Raw genomic sequence first — 21,316 nt, forward strand, 5'->3', positions numbered from 1 at the left:
CGCTTTACGAGCGACTGATAGCAGTTATCGCGCATTGAGTGCCGCCCGGGCGGATTCGACAATAGCCCGGCGGCCGAAGACGAGCCGCAGACGACCGCCACCATTCATCTGCCAGAGCCCCGCCGCGCGAATCGCGGCGAGCAGCAATGCACGAATGATGGCCGCGTTGCGCGTTTCCTGGAGATACGCCGCGTGGCCCTGGACGATAATCCGTGGCCGCAGCGGGCTGATGTGCTCGCTGTAGAGATCGGCGAGATGGTGGATGACGCTGTCATGGCCAATTCGGCCGAAATAGTCCGCCTGGTTCCGGGTGCGCTCGAGGCCGGCGGCCAGTGTTTGCAGGCGGTTCCTGTCGCGCCGGAGCCGGCGCTCGAGCTGCAGGACGCCAATCACGTAGCGGGTCAGATGCATGGACTCGGGCTTCGAGAGATGATCGGCCAGCGCCCTCAGGCCCGTGTCAAGGGCGCCAGGGCCGCCGTAGAGCGTTTCCACCGAGCCGGAGTAATCACCCAGCAAGCCGAGCAGGCAGGTTTCAGTGCGCGCCGGATCGTGCTGTCCACGCTCGGCAATCGCCCGGACTTCACCCAGGGCCTGGAAGACCGCGCCAAGTGCCTGTGTGCGCTCCTGCTCAGGCGACGCCACTGATCGGGCTCTCTGCCACCGGGGTACGGGTTTCGATGATGCCGCCGCCGAGGCAGCATGCTCCGCTATACACCACGACCGACTGTCCCGGCGTCACGGCACGCTGCGGGTGGTCAAAGGTCAGTCTTCGTCGACCTGCCGTGAGTGGCGTAAGCCAACCGGGCTGGTCGATCTGGCGATGACGGAGTCTGGCGGTGCAGCGAATCGGCGCATCGGGGCCATGTCCATCGATCCAGTGCCAGTGATCCGCGACCAGGCCATCACTCATGAGCGCCGGGTGGTCATGGCCCTGCACAACGATGAGCTGATTGGTTTCCATGTTCTTGTCCGCTACATACCAGGCTAGTCCCGGACGCTTCGCATCGCCACCCAGGTTCAGGCCGCGACGCTGACCGAGGGTGTAGAACGCAAGCCCCTCGTGCTGGCCCACCGTTTCGCCGTCGGGGGTCGCGATCGGCCCGGGACGGCTATCGATGTACCGGCCGAGGAAACCGCGGAAGTCGCGTTCGCCGATGAAGCAGATGCCGGTGCTGTCAGGCTTGTCGAAGTTGTTGAACCCGGCCTGGTCCGCCAGGCGCCGCACCGCCGGCTTGGTCAGACCGGCGAGCGGAAAGATCGCCGCCTCGAGCTGTTCCTGACCGAGCGTGTAGAGGAAATAGGTCTGGTCCTTCTCGGTATCGGTCGCCCGTCGCAGTGTTCTTGCGCCCGGTTCGCCCCCGACACTGGCGTAATGGCCCGTGGCGACGGCATCGGCACCCAGACGTCGGGCATGATCGAGAAAAGCTCTGAACTTGATACGCTGATTACACAGGATGTCCGGATTCGGCGTGCGGCCGGCGCGGAACTCGCGCAGGCAATGGTCGAACACCTCGGCCCGGTACTGTGCGGCGAAGTTGGCCCGATGCAGGGGAATGCCCAGGGCATCGGCGACCTGTCGGGCATCGGCATAATCGGCTTCGGCGCTGCAATGGCTCTCGGTGTCGTCGTCCTCCCAGTTCTTCATGAACAGGCCTTCGACCCGGTAGCCTTGCTCCCTGAGCAGCCAGGCACTGACCGCGGAGTCGACGCCACCCGAGAGGCCGACAATGATGTGTGATGTACGCTGCATGGTGGAATAATAACATCGGGGATCCCGGATGGACCTTTTACTCGACGGGAAGTGTCCTCATATCAGGAGATGAAGCCTTGGGGATAATCGGTTGATGAGCGAAGAGAACGATCCGAAACGCGACGACGATCTATCGGTCAAAGAAAGTGAGCCGAGTGTCAAGCAACCACCGCTGTACCGAGTCGTGCTCCTGAACGACGATTACACGCCAATGGAATTCGTCGTGGAGGTGTTGCAGACCTTCTTTCGCATGGACCGCGAGCAGGCCACGCAGGTCATGCTCCACGTCCATACCCGCGGCAAGGGTGTCTGCGGAGAATTCAGTCGCGACGTCGCGGAAACCAAGGTGGATCAGGTCAATGATTACGCACGTGAGAACGATCACCCGCTCATGTGTACGCTCGAACCGGCCTGATCGCTGTATTCAACCCGGTGCAGCCGGGTTTTCCCAACAAGATTGCAAGTGAGATATCGATGCTGAGCAAAGAGCTGGAATTCACGTTGAACCTCGCCTTCAAGGAAGCGCGTGACAAGCGTCATGAGTTCCTTACCGTGGAGCATCTCCTCCTCGCGCTGACCGATAACCCGGCAGCGCTCGAGGTGTTGCGTGCCTGCGAGGCCGATCTCGAGACCCTGCGACAGGATCTCGAGGCATTCCTCGACGAAACAACACCACTACTGCCGGCCAACGATAACCGTGAGACTCAGCCCACGCTGGGATTCCAGCGGGTGCTGCAGCGCGCGATTCTGCATGTCCAGTCGTCGGGCAAGAAGGAAGTGAGCGGCGCGAACGTGATCGTCGCCATGTTCAGTGAACAGGAGTCGCAGGCCGTGTATTTCCTCCATAAGCAGAATATCTCCCGGCTCGATGCCGTGAATTTCATCTCCCACGGCGTCTCGAAGGGCAGCAGTGAGGAAGGCGGCGGCGAATCCGAGCCGTCCCGCGAAGAGGGCGAGACCAGCGAGGATGGTGAGAGCACCAATCCGCTCGAGAGCTTTGCCACCAATCTCAATGTCCGGGCTCGCCAGGGGCGGACCGACCCGCTGATCGGGCGCAAGTTCGAGGTCGAGCGGACCATTCAGATCCTCTGCCGCCGGCGCAAGAACAACCCGCTCTACGTGGGTGAGGCCGGCGTGGGCAAGACCGCCATTGCCGAAGGGCTTGCCAAGCTCATCGAGGATCAAGAGGTGCCCGAGGTGCTCTCCGACGCCACGATCTACTCCCTCGACATGGGCGCACTGGTGGCCGGCACCAAGTATCGGGGCGATTTCGAAAAGCGCCTGAAAGGTCTGCTTGCGCAGCTGAAAAAGCAGAAGCACGCCATCCTCTTCATCGACGAGATCCACACCATCATTGGTGCCGGATCGGCCTCGGGCGGCGTGATGGATGCATCCAATCTCCTCAAGCCCATGCTGGCGAGCGGCGAACTCAAGTGCATCGGCTCGACGACCTATCAGGAATATCGCAGCGTGTTCGAGAAAGACCGCGCACTGGCGCGGCGTTTCCAGAAGATCGATGTCGCCGAACCCACTGTCGAGGAGACCGTGCAGATCCTGCGCGGGCTCAAGGATCGGTTCGAAAAGCATCATGGCGTTCGGTTCACGCATCCGGCACTGGAATCGGCGGCGGAGCTGGCGGCGAAGTACATTAGCGACCGGTTCCTGCCCGACAAGGCCATCGACGTCATCGACGAGGCGGGCGCCAACCTTCGTCTGCTGCCGCCGTCGAAGAAGAAAAAGACGGTCAGCGTGAGCGATGTCGAGACGATTATCGCGAAAATCGCCCGCATCCCCCCGAAGCGGGTGTCGACGTCGGACATGCGGTTGCTTGAAACGATCGAGAAGGATCTCAAGCGGACCATTTTCGGCCAGGACGAAGCGATTGATACGCTGGCTACGACGATCAAGATGTCCCGTGCCGGGCTGCGTGATACGGGCAAACCCGTGGGCAGTTTCCTGTTCGCCGGCCCCACGGGTGTTGGCAAGACCGAGGTCACGAAGCAGCTTGCCGAGACCATGGGCATCAATCTGATCCGCTTCGACATGTCGGAGTACATGGAGCGGCATACGGTGTCGCGGCTGATTGGTGCGCCGCCGGGATATGTCGGCTTCGATCAGGGCGGGCTGCTCACCGAGGAGGTGCTCAAGCATCCCCACTCGGTCGTGTTGCTCGACGAGATCGAGAAGGCGCACCCCGACGTCTTCAACCTGCTGCTACAGGTTATGGATCATGGCTCGCTCACGGATAACAATGGTCGGCATGCCGACTTCCGCAACGTGATCCTTGTGATGACCACCAATGCCGGCGCCGAAGAGCAGAGCCGGCGGACAATCGGTTTCACGCCGCAGGATCAGAGCAGCGACCAGATCGAGGTGATCCGCAAGCAGTTCACGCCGGAGTTCCGGAACCGGCTGGATGCCATCATCCAGTTCAACGGCCTGGCGCCGGAGGTAATCCAGCGGGTGGCCGACAAGTTCATCCGTGATCTGCGTCACCAGCTGGCTGACAAGCGGGTCACGCTGGAAGTGAGCGATCCCGCTCGCGACTGGCTGGCCGAGCAGGGCTACGACCCGAAGATGGGTGCTCGGCCGATGGCCCGTCTTATCCAGGATCGGCTCAAGCGTGAGCTGGCGGATGAGTTGCTGTTTGGCAAGCTGACCAATGGCGGGCATGTTGCGGTCGATCTGGACGAGACCGGCGAAGCGCTGGCCTTCCATATCGACACGCCAGAGCCGGTTGAGTAAACCGGTTCAACGCGCCCGGAAAACGATACGCCCTTTGTTGAGATCATAGGGCGTTAACTCGACGGTAACTTTGTCACCGCGCAGAATCCGGATGTAGTGCTTTCGCATTTTTCCGGAAATATGCGCGGTGACCACGTGGCCGTTCTCCAGCTCGACGCGGAACATGGTGTTGGGCATCACCTCGGTGATGGTGCCCTGCATGCGGATATTCTCTTCCTTCGCCATTCAGCCTTTCTCTTCCTGATTAAAACACTTAATTCTACCCGAGCCGGGTACGTTCACCAATCGCGAGGTTCTATTCAACCGCGATCCAGCCGTCAGGTGACAGCCGCTCGTGCGGCCGGAAGCCGGTCTTGTAGTCCATCCCCGGACACCCCTCGATCCAGTAACCCAGGTACAGCCAGTCACGCTGTCGGCGTTTCGCTTCCTCGATCTGTAGAAGTATTGCCAGAGTGCCCAGGCCACGTTCGGTCGCGGCCGGGTCGTAGAAGGTGTAAACGGCCGAGAATGCGGCTCCGGTATCGTCGGTGACCGCCACGCCGAGCAGACGATCATTGGTTGCCTCGCGGAGTTCCAGGAACTCCGTCGTGCACCAGTGCGAGGTCAGATACTGCCAGTAGAGGTCCGGATCCGCGTCGTCCATGCCGCCGCCCGGGTGGCGGGCCGAGACATAGCGGCTGTAGAGCTCGAAATGCTCGGGCCGATACCGGAATCCGACACTTGTCAGATAGACATCGGAATTGTCTCGCCGGCAGCGCCGGTGCCGGCGTCGCGGCTGGAATCGCGCCACCGGAATGCGGATGCTCTGACATAGCTGACAGCCGGGGCAGGCATTGCGGTAGAGATGTTCGCCCCCGCGTCGGAAGCCGTTTTTGAGCAGCTCGTCATAGAGTTCCGGTGTCGGCGTCAGCCGCGGGTCGACGAAGTCGAACTGCGATGGCCGATCATGGAGGTAAGGGCAGGGGCGATAGCCTGTCCCGAACAGCCGCAGTCGCCGGGTTGTATCGGCTTCGGTCATGACGGCCACTTGCGAGTGACGTCATCGCGCGTGATAGACAGTGACCAGGCCCCCGGGCGCGTTTCTCCGCGCTGACTGGCGGCCAGCCTGAGCAGGAAGCGTTTGCGGGGGACGACCTCGGCCCCCAGGCTGAGTAGATGTTCGGTGGGCATCTGGCAGTCGAGGAAGTCGAATCCCCATTCGCCGAGCTGGCGGAGCAGCCAGGCAAGGGCGATCTTGCTGCCGTTGGTCGCATGACTGAACATCGATTCCCCGAAGAAGGCTCGGCCGGTGGAAACGCCGTACAGGCCACCGATTAAACGTTTTCCGCGCCATACCTCGATGGAATGGGCCAGCCCGAGCGTGTGCATGTCGTAGTAGGCATCGGCCATTTCCGGTGTAATCCAGGTCTCCGGCTGATCCAGCCGTGGCGCGGCGCAGGCGGCGATGACCGCCTCGAAGGCCGTATCCAGCGATACCTGGTAGTCGGTCTTTCGCAGTTGCCGCCTCAGCGACCGACTCATGTGAAAGCCGGACGGAGTGATGAGCGCGCGTGGATCGGGGCTCCACCACAGGACAGGTTCGCCGGGGGAGTACCACGGGAAAATCCCGTTCCGATAGGCCGATTCCAGCCGTTGCGGTGACAGTGACGCGCCAATGGCGAGCAGGCCGTTGGGCTCGGCGAGCGCGGTTTCCGGGTCGGGCAGGGGCGTAGTCTCGTCATTCGGCGCGAGCCATGGAATCGGGAGCGCCGGCTCAGTCACGTGGCAGTTGCTCCAGCACATCGGCCCGATAGGGACCCTCCGCGGTCAGAGTCCGGGCGTATTCGGCGACGGCCGGGCGCTCGCGTGCCAGAAAGTCGTCGACGGCGGCGCGGAACTGCTCATCGCGCAGATAGTGCGCGGAATGCGTGAGCACCGGGAGGAAACCACGAGCCACCTTGTGCTCGCCCTGGGCACCGGGCTCGAACCGGTCCATGCCCTCGCGGATGCAGTAATCGATGCCCTGGTAATAACAGGCCTCGAAGTGCAGGTCGTCATAGTCGCGGGCCGCGCCCCAGTAGCGCCCGTAGAGGGTATCGTCGCTGCGCAGGCAGATCGCCGCCGCCACGGGATCGCCGTCCGCCTCGGCGAGAAATACCACCACTCGGTCACCGAGCCGCTCGCCCAGTTCGACAAAACAGTCCCGGCTGATCACCGGGAGGTTGCCGTGGGCATGAAAGGTGTCTTCGTAGAAGCCATGCAGCGCTGTCCAGAGCTGATGGCTGACCTCGTGGCCATGGAGCGTACGCATCTGCAGGCCCTGTTCGCTGACCCGGCGACGCTCGCGGCGGATATTCTTGCGCTTTTTGGCGCTGAGTCCGCCGAGGAAATCTTCGAAATCGCGGTAGCCGGCGTTCCGCCAGTGATACTGGCAACCATCGCGGCGGGCATAGCCCGATGTCTCGAGGGTTTCCACATCTTCCACCTGCGGGAACAGCCAGTGCACGGAGCTGATTTCCATCGCATCGGCCATCTGTTGTGCACCCGCCGCGAGGGCCTGGCGCAGGCCTTCTTCGGAGTAGTCGGCATTCAAAAGCATGCGGGGGCCGTTCACGGGGCTGTAGGGCACGGCGATGATGAGCTTCGGGTAGTAGTCAAGCCCGTTGCGCTCGTAGGCGTGCGCCCAGGCGAAATCGAACACGAACTCGCCCCACGAGTTGCCCTTGAGGTAGGCCGGTGCCGCGGCAGCGAGCGTGTCATCGTCTTCGAGGACGAGGTGATGGGGGATCCACCCGTTATTCCGGGACACGGCACCGTGACGCTCCATCGCGTCCAGGAATTCATGTCGCAGGAACGGGTTGTCCGCACCCACAAGGGCGTTCCACCGTTCGGCGGCGATCTCGCTGATTGCTGATATGGCTTTGAGTTGCATGCCTCGACAGACCGCAAAGGTTGCCCTGAAGTGCCCTGTCGCTCCCCGCTGCTAAAGGCCGGGTGCCTACTGTACACTCAAGCTTATGGCAGGCAAGACAACAGCGCGGCAACTGGTGGCGCCACGCACCCAGCACATCAGCCGGGTGATCCGGGAGGCGGCCCTGCTTTTGCTGCTGGCGGTGGCCGGCTTTCTCATGCTCTCGCTTCTGACCTATACCCCGGCCGACCCCGGCTGGAGCCAGTCCGGTCCGGTCCGGGGCGTTGGTAATGCCGGTGGGGTGGTGGGTGCTTACTGGGCGGATCTGAGCCTGTATCTGTTCGGTTACCTCGCCTACCTGCTGCCGGCTCTGATCGTATTACTGGCGACACTCGTGTATCGCTGGCAGCGCCATGGCGGCTCCGTTCACTGGGCGGTGATGGGGGTGAGGGTGATCGGCTTTCTGCTCACCCTGTTTGCCGGTGCCGCGGTGGCTCGCCTGCACATCCCGCCCGTCCCCGGCATCGTCCCGCTCAGCTCCGGCGGAGTGCTCGGGAACCTGGTCGGAGACTGGGGGCAGGAGGCGTTCAGCTTCACTGGCGCCACTTTGCTGGCACTGGCGGTGCTGCTGGCCGGCGTTACGCTTTTCACGGGGCTGTCCTGGATCCTGCTGATGGACCGGCTTGGGCAAATCGTCCTGGCCCAGGGTAAGTACCTGGTCGCATTGCAGGGCTGGATCCAGTCCTGCAGTGCGAGGCTGCGCGCGCAGGTCGCTCGACAAACGACGAAGTACGCCGAGCGCCGGCAGAACCGCGAGCGCAACCGGCCGGCCATCGCGGCACCGGCCCGCGGGAAGGCGGTTGCCGGAGAACCCGCACCTGCACCCGCACCGACATCGCCATCGCCGGCAGTGTTATCGACGCCAGCGTCACCGCCCGCTCCGGAAAAGGCCTCGCGGGCGGAGCGGCGTCGGCGCCCGGAGCCGACACCGGCGTCGGCGCCGGGTGGCCGCCCACCGGTTTCCCTGCTGGATGCACCCCAGGCGGAGCAACCCGGGTACAGCGAGGACGTGCTGGAGACGATGTCACGGCTGGTCGAGACCAAGCTGAGCGACTTCGGGGTGCAGGTCGAGGTGGTGGCGGTGCAGCCCGGCCCCGTGATCACTCGCTTCGAGCTCAGGCCCGCCGCGGGGGTCAAGGTGAGCCAGATCAGCAACCTCTCCAAGGATCTTGCCCGCGCGCTCTCGGTAACCGCGGTGCGGGTTGTTGAGGTCATTCCCGGGAAATCGGTGGTCGGACTGGAAATCCCCAACGAGCATCGCCAGGTGATTGCCCTGTCGGAGATTATCCGCGCCGACGCCTTTGACAAGGCGGATTCACCGCTGACCCTCGCCATCGGCAAGGATATTGGCGGTTTTACCCAGGTTGTCGACCTCGCGAAGATGCCTCATCTGCTTGTTGCCGGCACGACCGGCTCCGGCAAGTCGGTGGGCATTAACGCCATGATCATCAGCATGCTCTACAAGAACGATCCCGAGCAGGTCCGCATGATCATGATCGACCCCAAGATGCTGGAGCTTTCCGTTTACGACGGCATTCCGCATCTGCTCGCGCCAGTCGTCACCGATATGAAGGAAGCGGCCAACGCATTGCGCTGGTGTGTGGGCGAGATGGAACGTCGCTATCGGCTGATGTCGACGCTCGGAGTGCGCAATATCGACGGTGCGAACGCGAAGATTCGCGAAGCGCGGGGGCGGGGCGAGCCGATCACGGATCCCCTCTGGGACAAGGGCGATGGTCGAATCGAGCCGGGAATCGATGGCGAATCGCCCCAGGCCCCACTGCTCGAGCCGATGCCCTACACCGTCGTGGTGGTCGATGAGTTCGCCGACATGATGATGATGGTCGGCAAAAAGGTCGAAGAGCTTATCGCCCGGCTTGCGCAGAAGGCCCGCGCCGCCGGTATCCATCTTATCCTCGCCACCCAGCGCCCGTCGGTGGATGTGATTACCGGACTGATCAAGGCCAATATCCCGACCCGCATGGCGTTCCAGGTATCCTCCCGCGTCGATTCACGCACCATCCTTGATCAGATGGGGGCCGAATCGCTGCTCGGGCACGGTGACATGCTCTACCTCGGCCCCAGCAGTCGGGGTCTGCCGGAGCGGGTGCACGGCGCATTCGTCTCGGATGCCGAGGTGCACCGGATCGCCGAGCATCTCAAGCAGACCGGCTCGCCGGAATATGTCGACGGTATTCTCGATGAATCCGGCGCGGAAGGGGCCGGCGCCGGCGCCCTCCCCGGCGAAGCGAACGCCACGGGCGGCGAGTCCGATCCGCTCTACGACCAGGCGGTACGTATTGTGACTGAAACCCGCAAAGCCTCGATCTCGGGTGTTCAGCGGCGCCTGAAAGTCGGCTACAACCGTGCGGCGCGCCTGGTTGAGGAGATGGAGGCGGCTGGCATTGTCGGACCGCTGCAAGCCAATGGTTCGCGCGAGGTGATCGCGCCACCACCACCGGGGGATTGATGATCAAGCTGACAGGCAGTCTATGTGGGCGAATGTTCGTCCTGTTAGTCGGCGTACTCGTGATGTTCGGGGATGTCTCGGCGACGACGAAAACGGATTCATCGGCGTCGCAACCCGAGGCATTGCGGGAGCTCGAGCGATACTTCGTTGCCATCGAGACGCTCCAGGGCGAGTTCCGCCAGGTCACGATGGACGAGACCGGCACCGTCGTTGAGGAGGCGGAGGGCTCTTTCGTGATTGCCCGCCCGCAGCGGTTTGTCTGGGACTATCGAACGCCCTACGAGCAGGTAATCGTCGCCGACGGTGAGCAGCTCTGGGTCCACGATGTGGCGCTCGACCAGGTCGTTGTGCGTCCGCTGGACGAGGCGCTGGGCGTGGGCGCGGCGCAGCTGTTGAGCGGTGACTTCGCCAACCTCCAGGCGCAGTTCGATCTTTCCGTGGCGGATGATGGCCGGATTCTCATGAAGCCGACCGATCCGGCCTGGGATTTCCAGCGTGTCCACCTCACCCTTGATGACGGCGTGCCGACCGCCATTGAGGTGGCGGATGGCATGGGCCAGCGCATCGTCGTGGAGTTGCTCGATGTCGTGCGTAATCCGGCGATCGAATCGGAGCGATTCGATTTCGAGCCTCCCGAGGGCGTCGATGTCATGCGGGGTTCATGATCGACCGTACCCGTCCGCTCGCCGACCGGATGCGGCCTCGCAGCGCCGATGAGTTCGCGGGGCAGGGGCATCTGCTCGATCCCGGACGACCGCTGTGCGAGGCGCTGGCGGTGGGCCGGCCGCATTCCATGGTCCTGTGGGGGCCGCCCGGCACCGGCAAGACCACACTCGCCCGGATGGTGGCCGCAGCGGCGGATGCCGAGTTCCTGACGCTGTCCGCGGTCATGGCAGGCGTCAAGGATATCCGCGAGTGCGCGGCCCGTGGCAGCGCCAACCGTGAGGCCGGACGACAGACGCTGTTGTTTGTCGACGAGGTTCACCGTTTCAACAAGGCTCAGCAGGATGCCTTCCTGCCCTACATCGAGAACGGCACCCTCCTTTTTATCGGTGCAACGACCGAGAATCCGTCCTTCGAGCTGAACAACGCACTGCTCTCGCGGGTACGGGTCTATGTCCTCCGTGCCCTCGAGCCGGTGGCGATTGGTGAACTGATTGATGCGGCGATGAGCGATGCCGAGCGGGGTCTGGGTGACACCGACCTGAGCCTGAGTGAGGCGGCACGGGAGGCCCTGACCCAGCTCGCCGACGGGGATGCCCGCACCGCGCTCAGCCTGCTCGAGGTGGCTGCCGATCTCGCCGATGACGCCGGCGTGATTGATGTCGACCGGATTCGAGAGGCGGCAGCGGGAGGACGGGCCCGTTTCGACAAGGGCGGGGATGCCTTCTACGACCTGATCTCGGCGCTGCACAAGTCCGTACGGGGTTCCGCGCCTGATGCGGCACTCTACTGGTTTGCCCGCATGCTCGACGGCGGTTGTGATCCGCTCTACATCGCCCGCCGGGTGGTACGCATCGCCTCGGAGGATATCGGTAATGCCGATCCCCGGGCGCTGCAAGTCGGGCTCGATGCCTGGCAGGCGCAGGAGCGTCTGGGATCTCCCGAGGGTGAGCTGGCCATTGCTCAGGCGATCAGCTACATGGCGGCCGTCCCGAAGAGCAATGCGGTTTACCGCGCCTACAACACCGCGATGGCGGACGCCCGCTCCGAGGGATCGCTAGAGGTGCCGGTGCATTTGCGCAATGCCCCGACCCGGCTGATGAAAGCCCTCGGTTACGGTCATGACTATCGCTATGCCCATGACGAGCCCCATGGTTATGCCGCCGGCGAGACCTATCTGCCGGAGGCCCTGGCCGGGCGCCGTTACTATCAGCCCACCGATCGCGGAATGGAGCGGCGTATCGCCGACCGGCTCGCGTGGCTGGCCGAGCTTGACGAGGCGGCGCGCCACAGCTGATCGCTACGATCGTGATCGTGATTCGCGTACACTCTGGCCGTCTTGTGAGTCAGGGGGCGGATCAATGGCGTTCGTCGGTGAAGCTGCGGCCGTTGCCGCCGGCGGGGCGATCGGTGCCGTCATGCGCTACGGCGCCACGATGCTGGCGACCGGCTGGCTGCCGCGCGGTTTCCCCTGGGGGACGCTTTCCGTCAACGTGCTGGGCAGCCTTTTAATGGGTATCGCTTTCGTCCTGCTCGTCGAAAGGGGAATGCCCGGCTCCGGCTGGCGGCTTTTCTTCGGTGTCGGACTGATCGGGGCGTTCACGACATTCTCGACGTTCTCACTCGATGTCATCGCACTGTACGAGGCCGGCGCCAGCCTTCGCGCGGGGCTCTATGTGCTGGCGAGCGTGGCCACCTGCCTGCTGGCCACGCTCGCGGGCATTATTATCACCCGAAGTTTCTAGGACACGAGCCAATCGATGCTTGATCAGAAAACCCTTCGCCACGATCCCGACGCCGTCGCCAGAGAACTGGCCCGTCGTGGCCATTCCTTCGATGCCGGGCATTATGCGGCGCTCGAGGCGCGACGCCGCGAGCTGCAGTCGCGCACGGAGTCACTCCAGCACGAGCGCAATGCCCGATCGAAGGCGATCGGGCAGGCCAAACAGGCGGGTCACGATATCCAGCCCCTGCTCGACGAGGTCACCAACCTGGGCGATGCGCTCAAGGCCGCCGAGTCCGAGCTCGAGCGTGTCCAGTCCGAGCTGCGGGATTGTCAGCTCGGGTTGCCCAATCTGCCGCATGAGAGCGTGCCGCCGGGTGAGGATGAGGCCGGTAATGTCGAGATCCGTCGCTGGGGCGAGCCACCGGTGTTCGATTTCCGGCCCCGTGATCATGTCGAGCTGGGCGAAGCACTGGACGGTGGTCTCGATTTCGCCGCCGGGGCGAAGCTCTCGGGCTCGCGCTTCGTCGTTATGCAGGGCGGCGTCGCGCGGCTGCATCGTGCCCTCGCGCAGTACATGCTCGACATCCACACCGAGGAGCACGGTTACCAGGAGACCTACGTCCCCTACCTGGTTGGCGAAGAGGCGCTGGTCGGGACGGGTCAGTTGCCGAAATTCGAGGCCGATCTGTTCTCCATCGAGGGCTTCGAGCCCTCGCTCCGGCTTATTCCCACCGCCGAGGTGCCGCTCGCCAATCTCGCGGCCGGGGAGATCATCGAGGCCGATCAGCTGCCGCGGGGTTATGTTTGCCACAGCCCGTGCTTTCGCTCGGAGGCGGGATCCTATGGTCGGGACACGCGGGGCATGATCCGCCAGCACCAGTTCGACAAGGTCGAACTGGTTCAATTGACCCGGCCGGATGATTCCTATGCGGCGCTGGAGCGCCTCACCGGTCATGCCGAACTCATCCTGCAGCGGCTCGGGCTGCCCTACCGGGTGGTGACGCTCTGCGGTGGTGACATCGGTTTTGCCGCTGCCAAGACCTACGACATCGAGGTCTGGCTACCCGGCCAGGCGGCCTACCGCGAAATCTCGTCCTGCAGCAATACCGAGGCCTTCCAGGCGCGTCGGATGCAGGCGCGCTGGCGCAACCCGGAAACCGGGCGCCCCGAGCCGTTGCATACCCTGAACGGGTCGGCGCTGGCCGTGGGGCGCTGCCTGGTGGCGATTCTCGAGAACTGCCAGCAGGCCGACGGTCGGATCCGCATCCCTGACGCGCTACGGCCGTACATGGGCAATCGGGAGTGGCTGTCGCCGTGAACGGGGATATCGATGCCGCGATTCGCGCCTGGCGTGAGCAGACCACGCCGGTGGCCGCGGATCCGCAATCACTTCTGGCCTATCGGTGGTCGGGCCATGTGCGCGCGGTCGTGGAGGCGGAGTCGGCCTACCTGGTGCTCATGCGCATCGAGACCGACCCCTCCTGGCGCGGGCAGGGCGAGGCGAGCCGAGTGCTGGACTGGCTGACAACCCTCTGCGATCGTTATGGCGTCACGCTGCTTGGCCAGGCCAACGCGGACGACGCCAATGGGCTGAGCCAGGGCGATCTGCTCGATTGGTACGCCCGGCACGGCTTTCACATCGATGACAGTCGCCGCGGCGGGCCGCTGGTGTGGTATCCGCGGCGGCCGGAGACAATCGCCTAGCGGTGGGCGGTCTGCAGGTGGACACGGCCGTCCGGCCCGAGCACCCGGCGCCGTAGCCACCCCAGCAAGAGCCCGTAGGCGGGGATGAACAGCAGCAGCGAGATGGTGATCTTGAGGGCGTAGTCCACCGCTGCGATTTCCGGCCAGTTGGCGGCCATGAAGGCATCGGGGCCGCGATGGAATGCGATGCCGAAGAACGCGATCGTGTCGGCGAGATTACCGAACACGGTGGAAACCGCCGGGGCAATCCACCAGTGCGCCGCGCGTCGGAGGCGGTCAAACACGTGGATGTCGAGCAACTGACCGAGTGCATAGGCCATGAAACTCGCCAGCGCGATTCGGCCTACGAAGGCATTGAGCGACAGCAGCGCGTCAGCCCCCTGGAAGCTGCCCTGCTGAAACAGCACGCCGAGCAGGTAGGACACCAGCAGGGCGGGCCCCATGGCAAAGAAGATGATCCGCCGGGCCGAAACCTTGCCGAAGACCCGAACCGCAAGGTCAGTAGCCAGGAAAATGAACGGGAAGGAAAACGCGCCCCAGGTGGTCTGTACGCCCAGCAGCGAGACCGGCAGCTGCACGAGATAGTTGCTGGCGGCAATGATGACGATGTGCGCGCCCGCGAGGATGAGGAGGGCGCGACGATACTGTTCGGGGGTGATTGTTTTCATGGCGCCGGATTATAGCAGCCCGGCCAATGGTCGCACGGGATTGTCGCCACGCCGAAGGGTGTTCGCGCTCGCCTGGCCGCTGATCGTCTCCAATCTGACCGTACCGTTGCTCGGACTGGTGGACACCGCCGTTGTCGGGCATCTGCCGGATAGTCGGTTTCTCGGAGGCGTGACCCTGGGGGCGACGTTGTTCAGCTTCCTTTACTGGGGGTTCGGCTTCCTGCGCATGGGGACGACCGGGCTCGCAGCGCAGGCCTGCGGCCGCGATGACCTCGATGACCTCATCCGGTTGCTCGGGCAGAGCCTGATGCTGGCGGGGTTGATTGGCATTGTGCTGATCTCGCTCCATCCGTTGCTGATCCCGCTCGGACTTCAGTTGCTCGACGGCAGCGCCGCCGTCACCGCCGAGGCGGATCGCTATGCCCGGATTCGCATCCTGAGCGCGCCGGCAGTGCTTGCCAACTATGCCCTGATTGGCTGGTTCCTGGGACGTGGTTACAGCCGCATCACGCTCCTGCTCATGATCGTCAACAACGCTGCCAACATCGTCCTCGATCTGGCGTTCGTGGTCGGACTCGGGATGACGACCGATGGCGTGGCGCTGGCAAGTGTGATCGCGGACTACCTGACCATGGCCGTGGGAATCGGGCTGGCATTGCGGGCCTGGCAGGGATGGGCGTGGCGTCGTGTCTCCGGCGTTATCGCAGCGATCGGCGACTATCGGCGGCTGATCGGTGTCAACCTGGCGCTGTTCATCCGTACGCTCTGCCTGCTGTTCGCGTTTGCGTTCTTCCACTCCCGGGGTGCCCAGCTGGGTGATGTCACCCTGGCTGCCAACGCGGTGCTGCTTCAGTTTGTATTGCTCGCCTCCTACGGGCTCGATGGATTTGCCCACGCCACGGAATCACTGGTTGGTCAGCAGATCGGCGCCAACGATCGCGACGGCTTCCGCCGCGTGGTGCGTGCGGCCATTGAATGGTCGCTGGCAACGGCGGTGCTGGCGAGTCTCGGCTTCGCGCTGGGGGGTGAGGCCCTGATTGCGCTGTTAACGGATCTGCCCGATGTGCAGGCCGTGGCGGGCCGATTCCTGCCGTGGATGATCGCGATGCCGATCCTTGCGGTGGGGAGCTATCTTCTTGACGGGCTTTTCATCGGTGCCACCCGAACCCGGGCCATGCGCGACACGATGATTATCGCGGTTGCGGGCTTCTACCTGCCGGTCTGGTGGTTGACACAGGGCCTCGGTAACCATGGCCTGTGGCTCGCATTCGTGAGCTTTACCGTGGCGCGCAGTCTACTGCTGGGCGCGGTGTTCTGGCGATCCTGGCGGCGTGGCAGCTGGTTTGCCTAGCGGTTGAGCTGTACCCGTAGCGACTCGAGCAGCGCGTCGTTCTGTTCGGGCGTCCCCACCGAAATCCGCAGGTGATCCCGCAGTCGCGGTGTATCGAAGTGCCGCACCAGAATGCCGTCGGCCTTGAGTCCGGCATGGAGTGTCGCCGCGCTGGCGGGGGCGTCGGCAGGGACGCGGGCCAGGCAGAAGTTGGCCTCGCTGTCCGGTACCTCGAACCCTCGGTCGCGAAGCGTTTCCGTCAGCCGCTGGCGTTCGCGCCGAACCGCGATCCAGCTTGCCCGCGCCGTCTCCTGGTCAGCCAGGGCGGCGGCACCGAGTCGGTCGGCCACCGCATCCACGCTGTAGCTGTCGCGCGTCTTGGCGGCGATGGGGCGGATCAGGTCCGCCGGCCCGATACCGTAGCCCAGTCGCAACCCGGCCAGTGAATAGCCCTTGGAGAGCGTCCGCAGGATCATCAGGTTGTCGTGATTCGCGATCAGGCTCACGACATCATGGCCGGGATCAGCGAAGTCGACATAGGCCTCGTCCACCAGCAGGACACCCTTCAGGGCGCTCGCGAAAGTGGCGATCGTCGCTGCATCGAGGAGTCGGCCGCTGGGGGCATGCGGGTTGACCAGCAGTGTGAGGGGGACGTTGGCGTCATTCAGTTCTTCTGCGAATCCGCCGGGCAGCGACCAGTCATCGTCCAGTGTGATGCGATGCACGGGGCTGTCATGAATGGCGGCGAGCACCGGATAGAGCGAATAGCTCGGCTCGGCGATTGCGATCGGGCGGCCCGGCGGGACGAAGGTCGTAATCGCCAGGCGCAGCAGTTCATCGCCGCCGTTGGTAGCGACCAGCTGCTCGGCGCTGACGCCGTGCAGGGCTGCTGCCTCGCCAAGGAATGCCGCGGCGCTCGGTGACGGATACCGGCGCAGCGACTCGGCACCCACGGCGGCCAGTGCGTCGACGACATGCGGTGATGGTGGCCAGGGGTTCTCGTTGGTGTTGAGTTTGATGACGCCCGTATCGGCGGGCTGCTCGCCCGGGGCGTAGCCGGCCATGCGGCGGATGATGTCGCGTTCGTAAGTCATAACGATATGATACCGCCGCCGGGGGTGAGCGTCAGCGCCGAACCGGGCCGACGGGCTGAAAAAGCGGACTGAGGCGAGTATGATTCTGGACCAATAAGGTCCTCATCCAGCTTTCGGAGTAACAACCTTGGCGGCCTCTGCGCACTCGCTCTCCCTGCTCCCCCGGCTGCTGCTCGCCTCGCGGCGCATGGGCATCTGGACAGTCATCATGGCCGTGATTGCGCTGCTGGTAGCGCTTCCGGTCCTCACCGTCCTTGTGCAGGTCTTTGTGCCCGCCCCCGATATCTGGTCGCATCTGGCAGCGACGGTCCTGTCACGGTATCTCCTGAATACCGCGGGCCTGGTCCTGGGCGTGGGCGTCGGTGTTCTCGTGATGGGTGTTGGAACGGCATGGCTGGTGGTGATGTGCCGGTTCCCGGGGCAGCGTATCTTCGAGTGGGCGCTGTTGCTGCCGCTCGCGGTGCCCACGTACGTGATCGCCTATGCCTATACCGACTTCCTGCAGTTTGCCGGACCGTTGCAGAGTTTTCTGCGCGACATGTTCGGGTGGGGTGCCGGTGACTACTGGTTCCCGCCGGTTCGCTCTCTCGGCGGTGCGATCGCGTTGCTGTCGCTGGTCCTCTATCCCTACGTCTATCTGCTGACCCGTGCCGCCTTTCTCGAACAGTCGGTCTGCGTGCTGGAAGTGGGACGGACGCTGGGGCGCGGACCCTGGCGACTGTTCAGTACGATTGCGATACCGCTGGCCCGGCCCGCGATTGCCGGTGGTGCGGCGCTGGCCCTGATGGAGACGCTGAACGAGTTCGGTGCGGTCCAGTTTTTCGCCCTCGACACCTTTACGACGGGAATCTATCGAACCTGGTTCGGCCTGGGAGAGCGCACCGCCGCGGCGCAGCTCGCCGGCGTGCTGTTGCTGTTCGTCCTGGCGCTGCTGCTGATCGAACGGGCATCGCGTGGCAAGGCGCAATATTTCCACACTTCGAGTCGCTATCGCGAACTGCCACAGTACGAGCTGGCGGGCTGGCGGCGATGGCTGGCGGTGGCCGGTTGCGGTCTGCCCGTGCTGCTGGGTTTCATCCTGCCAGCGCTGCTGCTGCTCGAGATGAGCATCACGAACGGGGATGCACAGTTCGGCGCGTCTTTCCTGCCCTACATTTTCAATAGTGTAAGCCTCGCGGCGGTGGCGGCGCTGGGTGCGGTCGGCCTGGCGGTCGTGCTCTCCTACGGGGTGAGGCTCGCGCCATCGCCACTCACCGAGGCGGCGGTGCGCGTATCGGCGATGGGGTATGCCGTGCCCGGTGCGGTGATTGCCGTGGGCATCCTGATCCCGCTCGGCTGGATGGATCAGCGGATCTACGGGGTTCTCAACGGTGAGTTCGGCTGGGATGTCGGCCTGGTGCTCACGGGCAGTGGGTTCGCCCTGGTCTATGCCTACCTGGTGCGTTTCCTGGCGGTGTCCTACAACACGGTTCAGGCGAGCATGAGCAAGGTGACACCGACCATGGACGCGGCGTCCCGGACCCTGGGAAAGACGGCCGGCGGTACGCTGCGCCGGGTCCATGCCCCGATCATGCGGGGCAGTCTGCTCGGCGCGGGCATCCTGGTATTCGTCGATGTCATGAAGGAGTTGCCCGCCACCATTATCCTGCGGCCGTTCGATTTCACGACGCTCGCGGTGCGCTCCTACGAGCTGGCATCGGACGAGCGCCTGAGTCAGTCATCGACGGCCTCGCTCACCATCGTGGTGGTCGGGATTATCCCGGTCATCCTGCTGAGCCGGGCAATACGACGCTCCCGTCCCGGATATGACGAAAACGGCTGATCAGGCGGGGAAGACGAACGCCTGGGTCTGATCGAGGTGGATATCGATCGGGTCGTCGCGCTGAGGCAGGAAGACCCCGGGCATGTGGGCATGCATGTGGTATTCGTCATTGCCCTGATGGACGCAGAGATGGATGAAGCTGGCGCCGCCTAGCAGACGCGACATCAACACATGGCTGTGGCGAGGGTCGACCGGGCCCGAGCGCCGCTCGACGCGCAGCGCCTCGGGTCGAATCAGGACCTGCGCATTGGTCCCATCGGCGAGGTGGCCGGCGTCCACGGGGCCCAGCGGCGTGTCGACGCGGCCATCGCTCACCACGCCGCGGACCTCGTTGACGTCCCCGAAAAAACGCACCACGAACGGGTCCTGCGGATTGCAGTAGATATCAGTGGGCGTGCCCTGCTGGACGATGCGGCCATCTCTCATAACGGCGATACGATCCGCCATGAACAGGGCCTCTTCCGGGTCATGCGTCACCAGTAGCGTCGCGGTTCCGTTGCGCTTGAGTAAATGCAATGTGTCGTCGCGAATGCGATCACGGAGCCGGGCATCGAGGCCTGAGAAGGGTTCGTCGAGGAGCATGATCCGGGGCGAGGGGGCAAGGGCGCGAGCCAGCGCGACCCGCTGCTGCTGCCCGCCGGAGAGGACATGCGGAAAGCTCTCGGCGAAGGGCGCGAGACCGAGCTGCGCGAGCAGTGCCCGCGAGCGCTGCTCGCGCTCGCGAGGCGCCACCTTGGGCAATCCGAACCCGACGTTATCGAGTACGCTCAGGTGCGGAAACAGAACGGCGTCCTGGAACACCAGACCGACCTGCCGCTGCTCCGGCGGCGTCCAGGTGCCGTCAGCGGCGTCGGACATCAATGTATTGCCGATGCGTACCCGCCCCTGCTGGGGTCGCTCCAGCCCCGCCGCGAATCGTAGCAGCGTTGTCTTGCCACAGCCCGATGGGCCCAGAAGGCAGAGGAGTTCTTCCGGTTCGACATGCAGGGTGACGTCGTCGGCGGCCGTGACGCTGCCGAACTGGTGGCTGATCGCCTCGAGCTGGAGTGCTTCACCGGAGGGCGCAGGGCAGGGTGCCCGGGTCGCCGATACGCCGCCGGCGGGGAAACGGGAAACCAGATCATGCTGCTGTGCGCTCATATTAGAAGTTTCCGTCATCGCTCCGGGTTTTTGCAAGCGATTCTCATTGGTGGTTGACGCGCCGTCATGTTTTCGCTGTAATCACCCAACAGTTGCGAATGATTCGCATCTGCAATCAATCGGACAACCAGGAGAAAACGATGTCCAGAATGATCCACAGTACAGCCCTGCTGATTGGCGTCGGTCTGACTGTCGGTGTCAGTGTCGCTGGCGCACAGAGCCTGAATCTCTACACGGCGCGTCACTACGACTCCGACGACGCCCTCTACGACGCGTTCGAACAGCGCACGGGTATCGAGGTCAACGAGCTGCAGGGCGATTCGGATCAGTTGATCGAGCGTATTCGCCGCGAAGGCGCCGCCAGTCCGGCCGATGTCTTCATGACGGTGGACGCCGCCCGTCTGCAGCGTGCCGAGGAGGCGGGCCTCTTTGCACCGACGCAGTCCGATGTGCTCGCGGAGCGTATCCCCGACCCGCTGCGTGATCCGGACAACCTCTGGTACGGCTTCAGCGAGCGTGTCCGCATCATCTTTTACGACACCGAGCAGTATGACGAGGCACCGCTGGAGCGTTACGAAGAGCTGGCGGACCCGCGCTTCAAGGGCGAGGTCTGTATCCGCTCGTCCAACAACGATTACAACCAGTCGCTGGTTGCCTCAATGATCGCCGAACATGGCGTTGAAGCGACCGAGGAGTGGGCCAACGGTCTGGTCAACAACATGGCGCGCTCGCCCCAGGGCGGTGATACCGACCAGATTCGTGGCGTGGCCTCTGGTGAATGCGGTGTCGCAGTCGCCAATCACTACTACTGGGTCCGTCTCTCGCTGTCGGACAGTGCAGGGGACCGGGCCGTGGCGGATCGCGCAGGGCTGATCTTCCCGAACCAGGACGGTCGTGGCACCCACCGCAACATCGGTGGAGCAGGCATGGTGGAGGGTGCGCCCCATCCGGACGCGGCTCAGCAGTTCCTCGAGTTCCTTGCCACGGATGAGGCGCAGAAGCTGTTCTCGGCCGGAAATAACGAGTTCCCGGCGGTTGAAGGCGTCGAGCCGGTCGCAGCCATCCAGCCGTTTACGGGCAACAAGTTCGATGACGTCAACATGAGCGTGCTCGGCGACAATAACGCCGAAGCCGTGCGTGTGATGGATCGCGCCGGCTGGCGTTAAGCTGGTCGACTTTCCCACCCCTTGATGACCTGGCCGCGGCGGGGAGAACCCTGTCGCGGCCTTTTTTGTCTTAATATATATGGGTGTT

General features: G+C 64.0%; 20 protein-coding genes. 11 read left to right on the top strand and 9 right to left on the bottom strand.

The genetic code is table 11. The features are described from left to right. Window positions 1–24: 24 nt before the first annotated feature. Both hflD and mnmA read right to left on the bottom strand, forming a co-directional pair. Window positions 25–642 carry a high frequency lysogenization protein HflD gene (gene hflD, locus EV698_RS01700; RefSeq protein ID WP_130502447.1) on the bottom strand — a complete coding sequence of 206 codons (618 nt, stop codon included), beginning with the start codon at window positions 640–642 and terminating at the stop codon, window positions 25–27. After that, entirely contained in the window at window positions 629–1,750 is a 1,122-nt protein-coding gene (mnmA, locus tag EV698_RS01705; protein ID WP_130502448.1) for a tRNA 2-thiouridine(34) synthase MnmA, read from the bottom strand. The genes hflD and mnmA overlap by 14 nt, the downstream gene beginning before the upstream one ends. 94 nt (window positions 1,751–1,844) lie before the next feature. Between mnmA and clpS the strand changes: the two genes are divergently transcribed. Further along, window positions 1,845–2,165: an ATP-dependent Clp protease adapter ClpS gene (gene clpS / locus EV698_RS01710; RefSeq protein ID WP_023367287.1), complete on the top strand. Its 321-nt coding sequence runs from the start codon at window positions 1,845–1,847 to the stop codon at window positions 2,163–2,165. A gap of 59 nt (window positions 2,166–2,224) precedes the next feature. After that, window positions 2,225–4,495: an ATP-dependent Clp protease ATP-binding subunit ClpA gene (clpA, locus tag EV698_RS01715; RefSeq protein ID WP_130502449.1), complete on the top strand. Its 2,271-nt coding sequence runs from the start codon at window positions 2,225–2,227 to the stop codon at window positions 4,493–4,495. A 6-nt stretch (window positions 4,496–4,501) separates the two neighbouring features. On the opposite strand, the gene infA is transcribed toward clpA, so the two are convergent. The 4 genes from infA to EV698_RS01735 all read right to left on the bottom strand — a co-directional run bounded on the left by infA (window position 4,502) and on the right by EV698_RS01735 (window position 7,406). Continuing rightward, a complete protein-coding gene (gene infA / locus EV698_RS01720) occupies window positions 4,502–4,720 on the bottom strand; it encodes a translation initiation factor IF-1 (RefSeq protein WP_110882994.1) in 219 nt (72 codons plus the stop codon). Window positions 4,721–4,790: 70 nt separating this feature from the next. Next, a complete protein-coding gene (locus EV698_RS01725; RefSeq protein WP_130502450.1) occupies window positions 4,791–5,513 on the bottom strand; it encodes an arginyltransferase in 723 nt (240 codons plus the stop codon). Continuing rightward, the gene (gene aat, locus EV698_RS01730) at window positions 5,510–6,256 is read right to left on the bottom strand and encodes a leucyl/phenylalanyl-tRNA--protein transferase (protein WP_130502451.1); all 747 of its coding nucleotides are present in this window, start codon (window positions 6,254–6,256) and stop codon (window positions 5,510–5,512) included. Before aat ends, EV698_RS01725 begins: the two co-directional genes overlap by 4 nt. Then, the gene (locus tag EV698_RS01735; protein ID WP_130502452.1) at window positions 6,249–7,406 is read right to left on the bottom strand and encodes a GNAT family N-acetyltransferase; all 1,158 of its coding nucleotides are present in this window, start codon (window positions 7,404–7,406) and stop codon (window positions 6,249–6,251) included. Before EV698_RS01735 ends, aat begins: the two co-directional genes overlap by 8 nt. 85 nt (window positions 7,407–7,491) lie before the next feature. On the opposite strand from EV698_RS01735, the gene EV698_RS01740 reads away from it, so the two are divergent. The 6 genes from EV698_RS01740 to EV698_RS01765 all read left to right on the top strand — a co-directional run bounded on the left by EV698_RS01740 (window position 7,492) and on the right by EV698_RS01765 (window position 14,008). After that, entirely contained in the window at window positions 7,492–9,915 is a 2,424-nt protein-coding gene (locus EV698_RS01740; RefSeq protein WP_130502453.1) for a DNA translocase FtsK, read from the top strand. Beyond that, the gene (gene lolA / locus EV698_RS01745; protein WP_130502454.1) at window positions 9,915–10,580 is read left to right on the top strand and encodes an outer membrane lipoprotein periplasmic chaperone LolA; all 666 of its coding nucleotides are present in this window, start codon (window positions 9,915–9,917) and stop codon (window positions 10,578–10,580) included. Before EV698_RS01740 ends, lolA begins: the two co-directional genes overlap by 1 nt. Continuing rightward, window positions 10,577–11,875 carry a replication-associated recombination protein A gene (locus EV698_RS01750; protein ID WP_130502455.1) on the top strand — a complete coding sequence of 433 codons (1,299 nt, stop codon included), beginning with the start codon at window positions 10,577–10,579 and terminating at the stop codon, window positions 11,873–11,875. The genes lolA and EV698_RS01750 overlap by 4 nt, the downstream gene beginning before the upstream one ends. 64 nt (window positions 11,876–11,939) lie before the next feature. Further along, entirely contained in the window at window positions 11,940–12,323 is a 384-nt protein-coding gene (gene crcB, locus EV698_RS01755) for a fluoride efflux transporter CrcB (protein ID WP_130502456.1), read from the top strand. A gap of 15 nt (window positions 12,324–12,338) precedes the next feature. After that, window positions 12,339–13,622: a serine--tRNA ligase gene (gene serS, locus EV698_RS01760; RefSeq protein ID WP_130502457.1), complete on the top strand. Its 1,284-nt coding sequence runs from the start codon at window positions 12,339–12,341 to the stop codon at window positions 13,620–13,622. Beyond that, a complete protein-coding gene (locus tag EV698_RS01765) occupies window positions 13,619–14,008 on the top strand; it encodes a GNAT family N-acetyltransferase (protein ID WP_130502458.1) in 390 nt (129 codons plus the stop codon). Before serS ends, EV698_RS01765 begins: the two co-directional genes overlap by 4 nt. Here the strand turns inward: EV698_RS01765 and EV698_RS01770 are convergent. Further along, the gene (locus tag EV698_RS01770) at window positions 14,005–14,676 is read right to left on the bottom strand and encodes a 7-cyano-7-deazaguanine/7-aminomethyl-7-deazaguanine transporter (protein WP_130502459.1); all 672 of its coding nucleotides are present in this window, start codon (window positions 14,674–14,676) and stop codon (window positions 14,005–14,007) included. The two genes, EV698_RS01765 and EV698_RS01770, sit on opposite strands and share 4 nt — an antisense overlap. Between EV698_RS01770 and EV698_RS01775 the strand changes: the two genes are divergently transcribed. Further along, the gene (locus tag EV698_RS01775) at window positions 14,675–16,027 is read left to right on the top strand and encodes an MATE family efflux transporter (RefSeq protein WP_130502460.1); all 1,353 of its coding nucleotides are present in this window, start codon (window positions 14,675–14,677) and stop codon (window positions 16,025–16,027) included. The two genes, EV698_RS01770 and EV698_RS01775, sit on opposite strands and share 2 nt — an antisense overlap. On the opposite strand, the gene hisC is transcribed toward EV698_RS01775, so the two are convergent. Continuing rightward, the gene (gene hisC, locus EV698_RS01780) at window positions 16,024–17,100 is read right to left on the bottom strand and encodes a histidinol-phosphate transaminase (RefSeq protein ID WP_130502461.1); all 1,077 of its coding nucleotides are present in this window, start codon (window positions 17,098–17,100) and stop codon (window positions 16,024–16,026) included. The genes EV698_RS01775 and hisC overlap by 4 nt on opposite strands. A 127-nt stretch (window positions 17,101–17,227) precedes the next feature. Between hisC and EV698_RS01785 the strand changes: the two genes are divergently transcribed. Continuing rightward, entirely contained in the window at window positions 17,228–18,922 is a 1,695-nt protein-coding gene (locus EV698_RS01785) for an ABC transporter permease (protein WP_207220470.1), read from the top strand. Here EV698_RS01785 and EV698_RS01790 read toward each other — a convergent pair whose 3' ends face one another. Continuing rightward, window positions 18,923–20,062 carry an ABC transporter ATP-binding protein gene (locus EV698_RS01790; RefSeq protein WP_130502462.1) on the bottom strand — a complete coding sequence of 380 codons (1,140 nt, stop codon included), beginning with the start codon at window positions 20,060–20,062 and terminating at the stop codon, window positions 18,923–18,925. A 140-nt stretch (window positions 20,063–20,202) separates the two neighbouring features. Between EV698_RS01790 and EV698_RS01795 the strand changes: the two genes are divergently transcribed. Then, window positions 20,203–21,228 (top strand): Fe(3+) ABC transporter substrate-binding protein, encoded by a 1,026-nt coding sequence (locus EV698_RS01795; RefSeq protein ID WP_130502463.1) that lies wholly within the window; start codon window positions 20,203–20,205, stop codon window positions 21,226–21,228. Window positions 21,229–21,316 lie beyond the last annotated feature (88 nt).

The organism is Spiribacter vilamensis (genome assembly GCF_004217415.1).
GTDB classification, from domain to species: Bacteria; Pseudomonadota; Gammaproteobacteria; order Nitrococcales; family Nitrococcaceae; genus Spiribacter; species Spiribacter vilamensis.